We start from the raw sequence: 16,327 nt of genomic DNA on the forward strand, positions 1-16,327 counted from the left end.
TGCTCTGTAAAGTAGAACTTTGGCTGGCAAGCAATCAAAAACGCAAGAGAATTCTTGATCACTGGGTTGTTGTAGTGAGGAGTGCGGCTGCTCCGAACTCTCCGCTGCACGAAATGTGTGCAGATTCTGGAGGCCAAGCCAATACAGAATAAATGGTGTTGGGGGAGTAAGTCTCCTAATACCAACCGCTATGAAAGGTAAATTGTGGCTAATCATAACCGCACCCGCCGTACCGTGCGTCAGTCCCGTGCCCTGGGCATTGCACTGACCCCTAAGGCAGAAAAGTACTTCGAGCGCCGTCCTTACGGCCCCGGCCAGCACGGTCGTGCCCGCAAGAAGCAGGACTCGAACTACGCCGTACAGCTTCGTGAGAAGCAGCGTTTGCGCGCGCAGTACAACATCCGCGAAGCTCAGATGCGTCGTGTCTACCTCGAAGCTAAGCGCATTGAGGGTCAGACCGGTAAGAACATGATCGAGATTCTCGAGACTCGTCTTGACGCTCTTGTACTTCGTGCAGGTTTTGCTCGCACCATCGCTCAGGCTCGTCAGGCCGTTGTGCACCGTCACATCATGGTTGACGGCGTTCGTGTTGACCGTCCTTCCTTCAAGGTTAAGCCCGGTCAGCTCATTCATGTACACCCCAAGTCTGAAAAGATGACCCCCTTCCAGGTTGCAGCAACCGGTGAGCACCAGGCAGTATTGCCCGACACCCCTGCATACTTGAACGTGGAAATCGAAAAGCTTCACGCAAAGCTGGAACGTGCACCTAAGCGCGAGGAAATCCCCGTGACCTGCGAAGAGCAGCTCGTAGTTGAATACTACTCACGCCTGGCATAATCCAAGCCTCGAAAGGCCCGCATTCATTCGTGAATGGCGGGCCTTTTGTTTATCGAGTGGATAGTCGACAGTTCCTCTCTACGTGAGAGAAAGCGCATTTCGTGCGCGAAAGGTGCGTTGTTGCAACGTGGTGTCGTAGTATTGTTATCAAATCGTGTCATTTTGTCCTAGCGGCAACCGGTCTGAAGAAGGAGCCTATGAGCGGAGCAGATATCGCAGGTCTGATTGCAGCTCTTGTTTTTGCGATACTAGTGGCATTGCTGGCAAAGCCTATCCTTAAACTGACCGCAGTATTTGAGGAGCTAATCATTACAATTCGCTCGCTCAATGGCGAAGCTACTCCTTTGATCGGAGAACTCACTAAAACCGTCCAGACAACCAATTCGCAGCTTGAAAAGGTTGATGATATTACCAATAACGTTTCTGACGCTTCAGCGAATGTTTCGGCACTTTCATCGCTGGTCACCTCTACGGTAGGACAACCCCTCATTAAGGTTGCTTCTTTTTCTTATGGTTTGAAGAAAGCAATGCGTGGAGACGACGGGACTGAGCAAGCCCAGAACCCGCATACCTCAGGTGGTACTGACCAATGAGTTTTCTCAAAAATTTGTCCCTGATTGTGGGTGGAGCTGTAGCTGGCTTTGCGGTATCCAAGGTGGCTTCCACACCATTTTCTGCTGAAAATAACTCCGCACTTCTGCGAAAGAACCCCGGCACATTAGCGCAAACCACTAATTTGGAGGGAACCTTGTCACGATTCTTCGATTCACCACTGGGTCAACGCCTTCAGCCATATGCGCTGAAATCTATGGATTTTGCCGGCAAGGTAAAGCGAGGCATGGACGAGCGAGAAGCGCAGCTCAAGAATCAGTTCGCTGAACAAAAGTCTGATTCCCGACCAGGAGCGGTCGACGAATGGCAGCTTCCGTATACTCCCCAGAACTTGCAAGATTACTCGCACCCTTCTCGCGATGTCATCGACGGAGACACGCAGGTAGCACAGCAGAGTTCACTGGGCGCTGACAGCGATTCAGCCAGCGCCACCCGCGCACGAATAGCCCGCGACGAGACTCTGGGCAAAGACTTTTTTGCATAGTCCTTCGACTAATAGACTTTCAATAAACTTTTCGAAATTTTTCACAACGTAAGGAAAACCGACATGCTTTCACAGGAAATCACGAAGCGCTGGATTGATTTCTTTGAGGAACGCGGTTGCACCCCGGTGCCTTCAGCATCCCTCATTTCTCATGAACCTGGTGCGATGTTCACCATTGCAGGTATGGTTCCCTTTATTCCTTACTTCTTGGGTCGAGAAACTCCTCCTTTTAGCCGTGCAGCTTCAGTTCAGAAGTGCATCCGTACGTTGGATATTGACGAAGTCGGTAAGACAGCTCGTCACGGAACCTTCTTCCAGATGGCTGGAAATTTCTCCTTCGGCGATTACTTTAAAGAAACCGCTATTCCTTGGGCATATGAACTACTCACTTCTCCCCAAGAATCCGGTGGTTTCGGGCTTGATCCAGAGCGGCTCTGGGTCACCATCTACGAGGGTGATGAAGAAGCATTCGAGATTTGGACCAAAAAGGTTGGCTTCCCTGAATCTCGTATCCAGCGGATGGGTATGGCCGAGAACTACTGGTCAACAGGTCAGCCCGGCCCTGCTGGGCCAGACTCCGAAATTTTCTACGACCGCGGCCCCGCCTACGGTAAAGAGGGCGGCCCCGCAGCTGACGATGATCGCTATATCGAAATCTGGAACCTCGTCTTCATGCAGTACCAGCGTGGCGAAGGTACCGGTAAAGATTCATTCGAGATTCTAGGAGAGTTGCCTTCTAAGAATATTGATACTGGTTTGGGCGTTGAGCGTCTGGCTATGTTGCTTCAGGGCGTAGAGAACTTCTACGAAACCGATCAGGTTCGTCCTGTTCTAGATGCGGCATCAGAGCTTGCAGGCAAGAAATACCATGGGTCCGAGTCAGCTCAGGATGAAGGTTACGAAAATGATGTGCGGATGCGTGTGGTCGCCGATCATATTCGTTCCTCATTGATGCTGATTTCAGATGGTGTTATTCCTTCCAACGAAGGTCGCGGTTACATCCTACGTCGCTTGATGCGCCGTGCAATCCGTGCTATGCGTCTTCTGGGCGTATCTGAGCCGTGCCTTCCCGTTTTGCTCCCCGCGTCGCGCGATGCAATGAAGGGTGCCTACCCAGAGGTTGCAGAAGATTTCGAGCGTATCTCACGCATTGCATATGCTGAAGAAAAAGCTTTCTTGCGAACCATCGAATCCGGCACCGAGCGTCTTGAAGAAGCTGTTAAGCACGCCAAATCAACGGGCAAGTCCCTCGTTTCAGGTGAAGAAGCGTTTGCTCTGCATGATACTTACGGATTCCCCATTGACCTCACACTTGAAATGGCTGAAGAAGCTGGCGTGAAGGTTGATGAGACTTCATTCCGTGCGTTGATGGAAGAACAGCGCCATCGCGCTCAGGCCGATGCTAAGGCTAAGAAGGGCGCATTCGAGGATCTTTCCGCTCTTCGCCAGCTAGCTAACGAGCGTGGATCGGTCTTCACTGGTTACACAGAGCTCAAAACTGAGACTATTTTGCGTGCAATTTTGAAGGATGGCGTGAGTGTTCCCGCTGCTTCAGCGGGCGAGAAAATTGAAGTTGTATTGGACGAAACTCCGTTCTACGCAGAATCTGGCGGCCAGGCGGCGGACACAGGCGTCATTTCAGGTAACGGTTTCACCATTGATATTTCAGATGTGCAGCAGCCAGTGAAGGGTCTGTCTGTCCACCGCGGTGTAGTACGTGAAGGTGAAGTAGCCACCGGTAGCTCTGTAGTGGCGCACGTGGACGAACAACGTCGCCGTGACGGTGAAAAGGCTCACTCAGGTACTCACATTATTCACGCAGCCTTGCACCAGGTATTGGGCAATGAAGCCACCCAGCGCGGCTCTTTCAATAAAGAAGGTTACCTCCGCTTTGACTTTGCTTGGAATGAAGGGTTGAGCGATTCAGTTCAACGCGAGGTGGAAGAAGTAGCAAATACTGCTATCCGCGACAATTTCTCTACAATCACCCGTGAGATGCCTCTTGACGAAGCGAAAAAGCTAGGTGCTATGAGTCTCTTTGGTGAGAAATATGGTGATGTTGTGCGCGTAGTTGAAATGGGCGGTGACTTTTCCCGAGAACTTTGCGGTGGTACCCACGTCAACTCCTCCGCAGAAATTGGTTCTTTGACCCTGCTCACTGAACAGTCTGTAGGTTCTGGTAACCGTCGTGTGGAGGCTCTTGTTGGGCTGGACTCTTTCAACCATCTGGCGGCTGAGCGAACCTTGGTAAACCAGCTCACTGGAATGTTGAAGGTTCAGTCATCAGCCGATTTGCCTGAAAAACTGAATCAGACTCTGAATAAACTGAAAACTGCGGAAAAAGAGCTGGAGAAACTCCGTAAGGAAAAGCTTCAGAGCGAAGCCGGCAAGTTGGTGGAAAAGGCTGAGTCCATTGGGTCTGTGCGCGCACTGCTTCACAATGCAGGTGAGCTGTCTGCGAATGAGGTTCGTGGTCTAGCGCTTGACCTTCGCAACCGCCTGGGTGAAGACCCCGCAGTGGTTGCTGTTATTGGCATCAATAACAATCGCCCCGTCATCCTTGTTGCTACGAACGAGGGCGCTCGTGAAGCCGGAGTGAAAGCAGGTGCGCTAGTACGCGTAGCTGCGGGAGTTCTTGGCGGCGGAGGCGGCGGTAAAGACGACGTTGCCCAAGGCGGCGGTCAAGATGCGTCCAAGATTGACGACGCTTTTGTAGCCATCCGCTCAGCAATAGCCGATACGAAATAAAAACTGTGGCTTTTACTCGAGGTGTACGTTTGGGGGTCGATGTGGGAAATGCCCGCGTCGGCGTCGCAAAGTGCGACCCTGATGGAATTCTCGCCACCCCGCTGAAGACTCTCCGACGCGATGCTAAAAAGAATTCGGATCGTAAAGTTCTTCGTACTCTGATAAGAGTTAACGAAGTAACGGAAGTATTCGTCGGTTTACCCCGCACTATGCGTGGTGGCGAGAGCCCTTCCACCGAAATGGCAAAAACCTACGCGCAAGCCTTGGTACACGAGCTATATGAGGAGGGAATCACTATCCCTGTGTGGTTAGTAGATGAGCGTCTTACCACGGTAAGTGCCCACCGTTCGCTGCACGAAGCAGGGGTCAGCACCCGAGATTTCAAAACTATGGTAGATCAGGTTGCAGCAATCAATATTTTGCAATTTGCAGTTGATTCGCTAAAAGCTGGTCAAAATGTAGCTGGGTATAAGGTTGAGATTGACCCGAGTTTAGCTATACAAGACGCCGATTCAGCACATGTAACTGCTGGCGACGAACAGGATACGGAGAACCCGAGTTGAGCGATTCATCAAAGCGCCGCCCGCAGGAACCCGAGAACCTTAGAATGCTTCTCAATTCGAATGACGAAGACCAGCGCGAGGGTATTCTAGGGCTCTCTGTTGAGCACGATGAATACACCCAAGAGGAGCGTCGTCGCCTTAAAGCGCGCCGTCGAAATACTCTTATTACCGCAATTTTGGTTTTTTCTGTTGCACTGGTGATGATTGTGGCAATCCTTGCTCCTCAGCAGGGGTGGTTCAAACGCAAGGACTATCGCGGTGACGGCAACGGAACCACTGTTAGCTATGTTGTGCCCGACGGCGCAACGAACGTTCAGATTGCCACGGATCTAGAGGCAGACGGCGTGATTGCTGATGCGGGTCGATTCCTCGAAGAATACAATCAGATGGGCAAAGAACAGTTTATTCAGCCCGGTGAGTACCAGCTCGAAAAGGAAATGAGCTCAGAAGCTGCCTTGCATTCGTTGCTGAATCTGGATCAGGCAAATAAGAACTATGTTGCTATCAACCAGACCTGGCGTTCGAGCGAAACTTATGAGGCAATATCAAAGGCTACTGGTATTTCGGTTCAAGAGTTTAAAGATTTAGATCAGCATCCTGAAAAATTTGGGATTCCATCTAAGTTCCCGTCTCTTGAGGGCTGGTTGCACCCTGGAGAGTACTACTTTGAAAAGGATGCCTCCGCAGAGCAAATTATTCAGACGTTAGTAGATAAGACGAATGACGTTCTTAAAGAAGAAGGCGTGGAGGGCGATGATCGTATTTTCCATGTTCTGACTGTTGCATCAATCCTCGAATTCGAAGGTCTGGAGAAAGACTATCCGGCGATTGCTGGTGCCATCGAGAACCGTATGAATAATCCCGAGGGTGAAACCAGCGGTTATATTCAGTCCGATGCCACCGTTGCTTATGGCTTGGGTAAGAAGACCTTCCAGATCTCAACGGAGCAGAAGAACGATGCATCTAATAAGTACAACACCTTCTACTACAAGGGACTGCCTGTAGGCCCCATCGGTTCACCTGCGAATGCTGCTATCAAGGCTGCATCGAATCCAGAAAAGAATGATTACTACTTCTGGGTGACCGTCAATACGGTGACCGGTGAAACCAAGTTTGCTAAAACCTACGCAGAACACCTCCAAAATGTGGATGAGTATGAGAAATGGTGTTCTCACAATGAAGGTAAGTGTGCCTAGGGGAAACGAAAACATCATTCGGGGGAGAGCGTTTGTGTTGGGTCAACCGATCCAACACTCGCTCTCACCCTTATTGCATCAGGCAGCGTACAGTTTCTTGGATGTACCTATTGACTATGCGCGCTGGGAAACCGCCGAATCTGATATAGCACATCGCTTCGGCACAGTCCCAGCACAGTTAAATATCCGCGGTTACTCCGTTACCATGCCACTGAAAAAAGCAGTTTTTAACTATGTAGACAGGGTAGGAGATTTTGCTCAGGCAATTGGTGCAATCAACACGGTGTATTGGCGTGAAGAAAAGGGACAACCTATTTCATATGGTCATAACACCGATGTCGCGGGAATCCTTAATGCTTTAGATTGGGCAGGAGCACAAAGGTCCTCGCAGGTTCCTCGAGCTATTTTGGGGGGCGGAAATACCGCGGCATCAGCATTAGCCGCGTTGAGGGTGCTAGGTTCCCGGCAAGTAGATATGTATGTGCGGAATCAGGTGAAGGCTCAGTCCTTAATACCTATTGCTGATTCACTCGACATTAAATTAGATGTTTTCCCTCTGGAATACTTCCCTTGTCTGGCCTCCCAATATGCTACCGTCATTTCTACTCTGCCTGCTGGTGCAGCAGATTCGTGGGTGCCTCAATTAACGAATGTGCTTGAAGGTGATTTGTTAGATGTGTCGTATGATCCCTGGCCATCTGCACTCGCTCTTCAATGGAATGAGTTAGGGGGCTCAGTTGTATCAGGCAAAGATATGCTTCTCTATCAAGCAATTGATCAGATTAAGTTATTCATTGGTGGTACCCCCTCTCAGAAGCTTCCCCATGAACTAGAAATGATGAACGCAATGTGCGACTCAATTTCGATTCCACCCAGAGATCGGTTGAGAACCTGGGCTATTGATCCTGAGGCTTCAATATCTAGCCTCTAACTCCTCATGGATTGAACCTAAAGTTTGGTTTCTAGAGGATTCTTTGTAGGCTATTTAAAACAGTAGTGCGCTATGCACCCATTTGACGAGAAGGAATCCCACTTATGTTGCGTTGGCTGACATCTGGCGAATCCCACGGTGAGGCTTTGGTTGGCATCATCGAAGGTGTACCTGCCGGTGTTGAACTTACTTCTCAGATGGTTCGAGATGCTCTTGCTCGACGACGCCTGGGCTACGGTCGTGGGGCGCGCATGAAGTTTGAAGAGGATAAAGTTCGCATCTTGGGTGGAGTGCGTCATGGTAAAACTATGGGTGGTCCAATCGCCATAGAAATCGCGAATACCGAATGGCCCAAATGGGTGGACGTCATGAGCGCCGACCCGGTAGACCAGGAAAAACTAGAGGGCCGTGCCCGCAACGCTGCTTTGACCCGTCCTCGACCGGGACATGCAGATTTTGCTGGTATGCAAAAATACGGATTTGATGAGGCACGACCTGTTTTAGAACGGGCTTCGGCACGTGAAACTGCTACTCGCGTAGCTTTGGGTGTTGTCGCGGCACAGGTACTGAGAGAACTCGGTATCTCAACTGTCAGCCACACCACTGCGATTGCTGACGTCGAAGCGCCATCTGATGCTCCTCGCCCCCTGCCGTCTGATGTTGATTACTTAGATCAAGATCCTTTGCGTTGCTTTGATGTAACAACTTCAGAGCGGATGGTTGAAACTATTGATAAGGCGCACAAGGATGGCGAAACCCTTGGTGGTGTCGTTGAGGTTCTTGCATACGGATTGCCTCCTGGGCTGGGGTCATATGTCCATTGGGATCGTAGACTAGATGCCCGTCTAGCGGCTTCCCTGATGGGTATCCAAGCTATTAAGGGCGTCGAAGTAGGGGACGGCTTCCTCACTGCTCGTCGTCCGGGTACGGGTGCTCACGATGAAATAAGTGTTGGTCCCGACGGCGTCAAAAGAGATTCTAATCGTGCAGGTGGTATTGAAGGGGGCATGTCTATCGGCGATCTTCTCCGTGTTCGCGCAGCCATGAAGCCTATCGCTACCGTTCCCAAGGCTCTAAAAACTATCGATACCAACACTGGTGAACCTGCACGTGCCCACCATCAACGATCCGATGTTTGTGCAGTACCAGCTGCAGGGGTAGTTGCTGAAGCTATGGTTTGTCTTGTTTTGGCTGAGGCCGCTCTGGAAAAGTTTGGGGGAGATTCCATTGCTGAAACGCGACGGAATATGGATACCTACCTTCAAGCAATTCCTCAAGAACTTGCGTGGGAATCCAATGTGACTGGTTGGGATCGTTAAAACATGGAGCCCGAGATTCCCCGCGGGCAGGCTAATTTATCTTCACGAGACTTGCCTGATCCCCAGAAGGTAAGAGAAGTCCAAGAGGATTATCTAGAAAAGAAACGCCCTCTTATTATCATTGGTCCCATGGCGGCAGGTAAGTCGTATATTGGTACGCATTTTGCCCGCTTTTACGGGTTTTCCTTTGTGGACGCTGACCACCTGATTGTTGAAAAATACGGTCCTATTTCTGAAATTTTTGAGGAAAGAGGAGAAGAGTTTTTTCGGAAGGTAGAAGCCGAAGTTATCTCTGAAGTATTGACCTCGCCTCATTTTAGAAACTGTGTTTTTTCATTAGGAGGAGGCGCTCCTATGTCCGATGCAGTAGCACGTCTACTTCGCGGTGAACAGGTTGTTTATATTCAGGTAGATGCTGAAACTGTTCGTCCACGTATTGAACACAATAAGAATAGACCGCTGCTTCAACCCCATCCGGTTCAGAAGTGGTCAGAGATTTTTGAGCAACGCGCCCACCGTTATGAAGAGCTTGCAAGCTATATTCTGGATGCTCGGGGTGGGCGACCCATAACTGAGATGGCTGCGGAACTTTATGAGTTTTTGCAGAAAGAACGTTCTGAGGAAGATATCAATGAGTGAAAATTCTGCACCCACCACCATCCATGTTTCTGGTAAACAGCCATCGGAACATTACGACGTTCTCGTGGGTGATAATTTGTTGCCACAGTTACCGAGCATTCTGGGGCATCGGGTAAAAAAGATTTTGGTGATTCATCCCAGGGCTTTACGGTCTACCGGCGAACTCGTGATGGAAGATTTACGTTCTGCAGGATATGAGTCTTTTAGTGCTGAAATCCCCGACGCTGAAGAAGGTAAGCATCTTCAGGTGGCAGGTTTTTGCTGGCAGGTGCTCGGTCAGAACGATTTCACCAGAACAGACGCGGTTATTTCTGTAGGAGGTGGCGCCGTCAGCGACTTGGCAGGATTCGTAGCGTCCACGTGGATGCGAGGTGTGAAGGTTATTCATATCCCGACAACTTTGCTGGGGATGGTGGATGCTGCGGTCGGGGGAAAGACCGCTATAAATACGGCGGAGGGCAAAAACCTTGTCGGCACTTTCTATCCTCCGCTTGCTGTCCTCTGCGAACTGGGAACTTTACGAACATTGCCGGAAAATGAGTTGCTCACGGGTATGGCTGAGGTCATCAAATGTGGGTTTATCGCGGATTCTAAGATTCTTGATCTCATTGAAAATAACCCAGAAAAAGTTCGCGACTCACAATCTGAGGTAGTGCGCGAACTCATTGAGCGCTCTATTCGAGTTAAGGCTGAGGTAGTTTCAGAGGATTTGAAGGAAACCGGTCGCCGGGAGTTCCTCAATTACGGGCATACCCTCGGTCACGCCATCGAACATGCTGAACGCTACCAGTGGCGTCATGGAGCTGCAGTAGCAGTAGGTATGGTTTTTGCCGCCGAGCTCAGTCTGGCTGCGGGATATTTGAACGAGAAAACTGTAGACCGCACCCGAGAGATTTGCGCTTCATTAGGATTACCCACTACCTACCGCGCAGATAAATGGGCGCAACTTTTGGAGACCATGCGTCGAGATAAAAAAACAAGAGGCAACCTGTTGCGATTTGTTGTCTTAGAAGAAATTGGGAAACCGCGTATCTATGAAGTGCCCGATGAATCTATTCTCTTTGCTACCTTCCAAGAAATTTCAGAATAACTTGTGAATCACAGACCACAGATTATCGCTGTACTATAAAACATATTTTCTGCCTTGAGCCGGCTATTCGCGTTACAATGGCAAAGAATCTTTTGATACTTGAAAATTCCAAACATAGGAGAGTCGGTTGGCTACTACCAACGATATTAAAAACGGAACCGTCTTGAAGATTGACGGTAATCTCTGGTCAATCATCGAATTCCAGCATGTGAAGCCCGGTAAAGGTGGCGCCTTCGTTCGCACTAAGATGCGCAACGTTACCTCCGGCAAAGTAGTTGATAAGACTTTCAACGCTGGTGCAAAGATTGAGACCGCAACCGTTGATCGCTCTGACTACCAGTACCTTTACCAGGATGGCGACGACTATGTCTTCATGGACAACAAGACCTACGATCAGATTAATGTTCCCAGCACTGTTGTAGGCGATGCTGCTAACTACATGCTCGAATCACAGATGGCAACTATTGCATTGCACGAAGGATTGCCCCTCTACATTGAGCTTCCTGCTTCTGTTGTTTTGGAAATTACTTACACCGAGCCGGGACTACAGGGCGACCGCTCAACCGGTGGCACCAAGCCTGCGACTGTTGAAACCGGCGCTCAGATTCAGGTTCCTTTGTTCCTGGAAACTGGCACCAAAGTCAAAGTAGATACTCGCACCGGTGAATATCTCGGTCGCGTCAACGACTAATTAGGATACTGTGAACTCACGGACAAAAGCACGCCTTCGGGCACTTGAAGTATTGTTCGAAGCCGAACAAAGAAACGACGACATCATGGATGTACTCGTTCGCCGTCGTATGTACACCTCGGCTCAAATCTCAGCCTATTCAGAACAGATGGTGCGCGGTGTACGTGACCATGATGAAGAAATTCGCGAATATATTGAAACCTATTCGCAGGGTTGGACGATGGATCGTATGCCTAGCGTAGACCGGGTAGCTCTCCGTTTGGGAACATGGGAATTATTGTTTAACGACGATGTTCCCGATCCTGTTGCTATTTCAGAAGCAACAGGTTTAGTCAGAACTCTTTCAACAGATGATTCACCCAAGTTCGTTAATGGTTTGCTGGATCGCTTGCGCCAGGTTAAATCAACTTTGCTTGCATAGAAAAAATGGAGTAACGCATCATAGCGTTACTCCATTTTTGTCATGAGCAGGGACGCCATGTCGCACGTCGGTGGTTTCATCAGGGGTGTGGCATGGTAAATTATTGAATTGATCAAGCAACCTTTAAATCCGTCCTGTGAGGCGGGGAAGGAGGCCGGCATATGAGTAATACAGAGCAGAAGGCTCGCATCATACTCAATGAAGCCGACATCAACCGTGCGCTGACACGCATTGCCCATGAAATTCTTGAGGCAAATAAAGGCAGCGAAGACATTATTCTGATGGGTATTCTCCGCAAGGGGTACCCGCTAGCTCAGCGTTTGGCTGAAAAAATAGCCCAGGCAGATTCTTCTTTTTCTGCTTCCCAATGCCTGGGGCAGTTAGATATCACGATGTATAGAGACGACCTGCTGAAGATTCCCGGCCGTTCTCCTGAGCCCACTCAGCTTCCTGCTGTTGGAATCGATGGTAAGAAAATTGTGCTGGTGGACGACGTCTTGTATTCCGGTCGTACAATACGAGCAGCTCTAGATGCATTGAAAGACTATGGACGCCCCGATATTGTGCGTCTTGCTGTGTTAGTAGATCGTGGCCATCGTGAATTACCAATTCGAGCAGACTTCGTCGGTAAGAACCTCCCCACATCTTCAGATGAAAAAGTAAAGGTTTATCTTGGCGATACCCCCAACGCTGAAGACCGAGTTGAAATTATGCACGCTGAGAAGGCGGGGGAGTAGACCATGAAACATCTTTTAGACACCCGAGATCTTTCTCTAGAGGATGCTCTCAATATTCTTGATACTGCCGATTACATGCGGGAAGTTGGCACGAGGACCGTCAAAAAACTTCCAGCTTTGCAAGGTCGGACCGTCGTTAATCTCTTCTTTGAGGACTCAACTCGAACTCGTCTTTCCTTTGAAACGGCTGAGAAGCGTCTTTCGGCAGACATTATTAATTTTGCTGCTAAAGGGTCTTCGGTCTCTAAAGGTGAATCCCTAAAGGACACTGCGCAGACTCTAGCAGCTATCAACGCTGATGCGGTGGTAGTGCGCCATAGTGCGTCAGGAGCTCCGCAGCGTTTAGCTGAAGCAGGATGGATTGACGTTCCAATTCTTAACGCTGGCGACGGAACTCATGCTCACCCCACGCAGGCGCTCTTGGACGCAATGACTTTGCGTCAATTCAGAGAATCGGTCACTGGCATTCCGACAAGAGGATCGACGCTGGAGGGCATGCGGGTAGCAATCGTGGGAGATATTCTGCATTCGCGCGTTGCACGCTCAAACATGTGGTTGCTGCATACCTTGGGCGCTGAAGTAGTTTTCGTGGCCCCTCCAACTTTGCTACCTATCGGAGTTGAAGACTGGCCTTGCGAGGTCTTCTATAGTTTCGATGAAGCAATGGAAACAGATCTGGACGCAGTCATGTTGCTCCGCATCCAGATGGAACGCATGAATGCGGCATTCTTCCCGAGCGTTGAAGAATATTCACGTTTGTGGGGTCTTACCCCTGAACGATTCAAAACGCTGGATAAATCGAAGCAAGAGACCGCAATTTTGCATCCTGGTCCCATGAACCGTGGATTAGAAATTTCTTCGATTGCTGCTGATTCCCAGCAATCTTGGGTTCTCCGGCAGGTTAACAACGGTGTATCCGTACGAATGGCTGCCCTTTATCTCTTGATGACCGGCGGTTCTTCCGCAGATTTTCAAACCCACTAAATGCTGAAAGAGCTAATGATGACTTCAAAATACCTCATCAAAAACGTTTCAATTCTCGGTGAAAATACCTCCGATATCTTCATTGAAGACGGAAAAATCGCACGCATCGGATCCTCGTTGGAAGCACAGGATGCAACCGTCGTGGACGGCGAAGGGCTCATAGCACTTCCCGGACTAGTGGATTTACATACACATCTTCGTGAGCCTGGGCAAGAAGATGCAGAGACAGTCGAATCCGGTACACAAGCAGCGGCTTTGGGCGGTTATACCGCTGTTTTTGCTATGGCTAATTCGAAACCAGTTGCTGATACCGCAGGCGTGGTAGAGCAGGTCTTTGAGTTGGGCAAAGATTCCGGTTGGGTAAAAGTGCAGCCCATTGGCGCTGTAACCCAAGGTCTCAAGGGCGAGAAACTCTCTGAGATGGGTGCCATGGCAGAATCACGCGCTCAGGTTCGGGTCTTCTCCGATGACGGCATGTGTGTGTGGGATCCAGCCCTGATGCGTCGGGCTCTTGAATACGTGAAGACCTTCAACGGCGTGATTGCCCAGCATGCACAGGAACCTCGCCTCACTGAAAATGCTCAAATGAATGAAGGAAAAGTTTCTGCAGAACTTGGCTTAGCTGGCTGGCCTGCCGTCGCCGAAGAATCCATCATCGCACGCGACGTCCTACTCGCAGAACACGTGAATTCCCGCCTCCATATTTGCCACCTTTCAACAAAGGGCTCGGTAGAAATTGTACGTTGGGCCAAGGAACGGGGAATCAACGTCACCGCAGAAGTTACCCCGCACCATCTCCTGCTAACTGATGAACTGGTGCGTACATATGATCCGGTCTATAAGGTAAATCCTCCTCTTCGCACAGAGGAAGATGTAATGGCTCTGCGCCGGGCAGTAGCTGAGGGCATCATCGATATCATTGGCACGGATCATGCCCCGCATCCACTTGAGGCTAAGGACTGCGAATGGGCATGCGCAGCCAACGGCATGACAGGGCTCGAGCAGGCACTTTCAATCGTGCAAAAAACTCTGGTAGATACAGGGCTCATTTCATGGTCTCGAGTTGCAGAAATTATGAGTTCTAAACCAGCCGAAATCGGTTTAGCTTCCGATCAAGGGCGTCCACTTGCAGAAGGTGAACCTGCAAACATTGTGCTGATAGATCCTCATGCAGAGCGGATTATCAATCCTCAGGAACAGGCAACTAAGGGTAAAAATAATCCCTACCGGAGTATGCATGTTCCCGGTGCCGTCCGGGCAACCTTCTTTGAAGGACACCCCACAGTTCTTGACGGTGCACTAGCAACCCCGCATACCCAGCGATAGGACACAGAGTTTGGGAAGCAAACTAATACCAACCCTCATCTGCATCGCCATCATTTTCTTGGTGATTGCGCTCATGAAACGGGGATGGAGCAACCGCCAGAAAAGTCAGAAAAGCTGGGGGAAACTCTCAGAAGTTCCTCTGCAGTACGATGAGAAAAATCCTCTCGCAGTGTTTCCTGGAACCTATGTGTGTACAACTCTAGAAGGCGATTGGCTAGAACGTGTTTCTGTTGAAAGTCTCGGCGTGAAATCAGCCGGTCAACTCTTCATTTTTGATGACGGTCTCATTATTTCTCGTGATGGAGCCCAAGACATTTATCTCTCTGCCTCAGAGATTCAAGGTGTCCGAACGGAATCCGGTGTTAACGGAAAATTCGTGGAAAAAGACGGGCTCCTAGTCGTGAGCTGGTTATTTGGGAACCACCCGGTGGACTCGGCGTTTCGCACTCAATTCTCAGAAGACAAAAAAACAGCTCAGCGCATGATTCTTGATCTTGCTCCTGATGCGTTTACCGCACTTCCCCAATCTTAGACAGAACAGCTATTGCTGCTGACTTTCAGTTAGGACATTATGATGACCAACAAAACCGCTCAGCGTAACGACGCCGTCTTGGTACTTGAAGATGGCACAGCCTTTCGTGGCCGTTCCTACGGTGCTCAGGGGACTACCCTTGGTGAAGCCGTATTTTCAACGGGCATGACCGGCTACCAAGAAACATTGACGGACCCTTCGTATGCTGGGCAAATCATCGTGCAAACGGCCCCTCACATTGGTAACACTGGCGTGAACGCTGAAGATGCAGAATCTCGCAAAATTTGGGCAGCTGGTTATGTGGTGCGGGACGCCGCACGTCGTCCTTCAAACTGGCGCTCCGAACTTTCTCTCGACGACCATCTAGTAGAGCAGGGCGTTGTTGGCATCCGGGGGATTGATACACGCGCATTGACCCGCCATTTGCGTGATGTTGGTTCCCTGCGTGCAGGTATCTTCGGTGGGGAAGAGGCTAATCGCCCCATAGCTGATCTGGTAGAAAAGGTTAAGGCTTCTGAGCCCATGGCCGGGCGCAAGCTAGCGGAATCGGTTTCTATTTCACAGACCGAAGTTGTTGAACCAGCGGATTGGGGCTGGGATAAGCCTGTTGTAGCAGAACTTGCAGCTCTTGATTTGGGCATCAAAGCAATGACTCTCAAGCGATTTGCTGAACGTGGCGTGCGCGTCCATGTTTTGCCAGCTACCAGCACTATCGAAGATATTCGGGCGATTAATCCTGATGGTTTCTTCATCTCAAATGGTCCTGGTGATCCGGCTACCGCAGATGAGCAAGTAGAACTCCTTCAGGATGTTCTCAGAGAAAAACTGCCATTCTTCGGTATTTGCTTTGGCAACCAGATTCTTGGCAGAGCCTTAGGATTCGGTACATATAAGCTCAAATTTGGTCACCGTGGAATCAACCAACCGGTGATGGACCGCACCACCAATAAGGTAGAAATTACCGCTCAGAATCACGGCTTCGCAGTGGATGCTCCTTTGGATGGTCCTACAGAGGCTCCCCAGAATGAATTTGGCCGGGTGGAAGTTTCCCACATCGGGCTCAACGACAACGTGGTGGAAGGACTCCGTTGCCTCGACATTCCTGCATTTTCCGTTCAGTACCACCCAGAAGCTGCAGCGGGACCGCACGATGCGGCCTACCTTTTTGACCGCTTTGTAGACCTCATGCTCGAGCACAAGAACTAAGACGAACGAAG

Annotated in this window: 17 protein-coding genes; all 17 read left to right on the forward strand. The window is 50.0% G+C overall.

Annotated elements, in window-relative coordinates:
* Positions 1–204 precede the first annotated feature (204 nt).
* The 17 genes from rpsD to carA all read left to right on the forward strand — a co-directional run bounded on the left by rpsD (position 205) and on the right by carA (position 16,316).
* A complete protein-coding gene (rpsD, locus tag IDM48_RS05900) occupies positions 205–837 on the forward strand; it encodes a 30S ribosomal protein S4 (RefSeq protein ID WP_068171218.1) in 633 nt (210 codons plus the stop codon).
* Positions 838–1,034: 197 nt separating this feature from the next.
* A complete protein-coding gene (locus tag IDM48_RS05905; RefSeq protein WP_068171215.1) occupies positions 1,035–1,430 on the forward strand; it encodes a DUF948 domain-containing protein in 396 nt (131 codons plus the stop codon).
* On the forward strand, positions 1,427–1,933 hold the full coding sequence (locus IDM48_RS05910; RefSeq protein WP_068171214.1) for a hypothetical protein: 507 nt from the start codon (positions 1,427–1,429) through the stop codon (positions 1,931–1,933). Before IDM48_RS05905 ends, IDM48_RS05910 begins: the two co-directional genes overlap by 4 nt.
* Positions 1,934–1,996: 63 nt before the next feature.
* Positions 1,997–4,681 (forward strand): alanine--tRNA ligase, encoded by a 2,685-nt coding sequence (gene alaS, locus IDM48_RS05915; protein WP_145176798.1) that lies wholly within the window; start codon positions 1,997–1,999, stop codon positions 4,679–4,681.
* Positions 4,682–4,686: 5 nt separating this feature from the next.
* Positions 4,687–5,244 (forward strand): Holliday junction resolvase RuvX, encoded by a 558-nt coding sequence (gene ruvX, locus IDM48_RS05920; protein ID WP_083147252.1) that lies wholly within the window; start codon positions 4,687–4,689, stop codon positions 5,242–5,244.
* Positions 5,241–6,440: an endolytic transglycosylase MltG gene (gene mltG, locus IDM48_RS05925; protein WP_233126017.1), complete on the forward strand. Its 1,200-nt coding sequence runs from the start codon at positions 5,241–5,243 to the stop codon at positions 6,438–6,440. Before ruvX ends, mltG begins: the two co-directional genes overlap by 4 nt.
* A 34-nt stretch (positions 6,441–6,474) precedes the next feature.
* The gene (locus IDM48_RS05930; RefSeq protein ID WP_233126016.1) at positions 6,475–7,371 is read left to right on the forward strand and encodes a shikimate dehydrogenase family protein; all 897 of its coding nucleotides are present in this window, start codon (positions 6,475–6,477) and stop codon (positions 7,369–7,371) included.
* 104 nt (positions 7,372–7,475) lie between these two features.
* Positions 7,476–8,690, forward strand: coding sequence for a chorismate synthase (aroC, locus tag IDM48_RS05935; RefSeq protein ID WP_145176795.1), 1,215 nt, complete (start codon positions 7,476–7,478; stop codon positions 8,688–8,690).
* A 129-nt stretch (positions 8,691–8,819) separates the two neighbouring features.
* Complete coding sequence (locus tag IDM48_RS05940; RefSeq protein ID WP_068171291.1) at positions 8,820–9,329, forward strand: shikimate kinase; 510 nt, start codon at positions 8,820–8,822, stop codon at positions 9,327–9,329.
* Positions 9,322–10,419 (forward strand): 3-dehydroquinate synthase, encoded by a 1,098-nt coding sequence (gene aroB, locus IDM48_RS05945; RefSeq protein ID WP_068171199.1) that lies wholly within the window; start codon positions 9,322–9,324, stop codon positions 10,417–10,419. The genes IDM48_RS05940 and aroB overlap by 8 nt, the downstream gene beginning before the upstream one ends.
* A gap of 127 nt (positions 10,420–10,546) precedes the next feature.
* Positions 10,547–11,110, forward strand: a complete 564-nt coding sequence (gene efp / locus IDM48_RS05950; RefSeq protein ID WP_068171196.1) for an elongation factor P — start codon at positions 10,547–10,549, stop codon at positions 11,108–11,110.
* 10 nt (positions 11,111–11,120) lie between these two features.
* Positions 11,121–11,531, forward strand: coding sequence for a transcription antitermination factor NusB (gene nusB / locus IDM48_RS05955; RefSeq protein WP_190616501.1), 411 nt, complete (start codon positions 11,121–11,123; stop codon positions 11,529–11,531).
* Positions 11,532–11,692: 161 nt separating this feature from the next.
* Positions 11,693–12,268, forward strand: coding sequence for a bifunctional pyr operon transcriptional regulator/uracil phosphoribosyltransferase PyrR (gene pyrR, locus IDM48_RS05960; RefSeq protein WP_190616503.1), 576 nt, complete (start codon positions 11,693–11,695; stop codon positions 12,266–12,268).
* Between the two features lie 3 nt (positions 12,269–12,271).
* The gene (locus tag IDM48_RS05965) at positions 12,272–13,252 is read left to right on the forward strand and encodes an aspartate carbamoyltransferase catalytic subunit (protein WP_190616505.1); all 981 of its coding nucleotides are present in this window, start codon (positions 12,272–12,274) and stop codon (positions 13,250–13,252) included.
* A gap of 15 nt (positions 13,253–13,267) precedes the next feature.
* Positions 13,268–14,578 carry a dihydroorotase gene (locus IDM48_RS05970; RefSeq protein WP_190616507.1) on the forward strand — a complete coding sequence of 437 codons (1,311 nt, stop codon included), beginning with the start codon at positions 13,268–13,270 and terminating at the stop codon, positions 14,576–14,578.
* A 10-nt stretch (positions 14,579–14,588) separates the two neighbouring features.
* The gene (locus IDM48_RS05975; RefSeq protein ID WP_190616509.1) at positions 14,589–15,110 is read left to right on the forward strand and encodes a PH-like domain-containing protein; all 522 of its coding nucleotides are present in this window, start codon (positions 14,589–14,591) and stop codon (positions 15,108–15,110) included.
* 39 nt (positions 15,111–15,149) lie between these two features.
* Complete coding sequence (carA, locus tag IDM48_RS05980) at positions 15,150–16,316, forward strand: glutamine-hydrolyzing carbamoyl-phosphate synthase small subunit (protein WP_420803868.1); 1,167 nt, start codon at positions 15,150–15,152, stop codon at positions 16,314–16,316.
* Positions 16,317–16,327: the final 11 nt, after the last annotated feature.

The sequence above is a fragment of the Rothia amarae genome (assembly GCF_014705945.2).
Classification (GTDB): domain Bacteria; phylum Actinomycetota; class Actinomycetes; order Actinomycetales; family Micrococcaceae; genus Rothia; species Rothia amarae.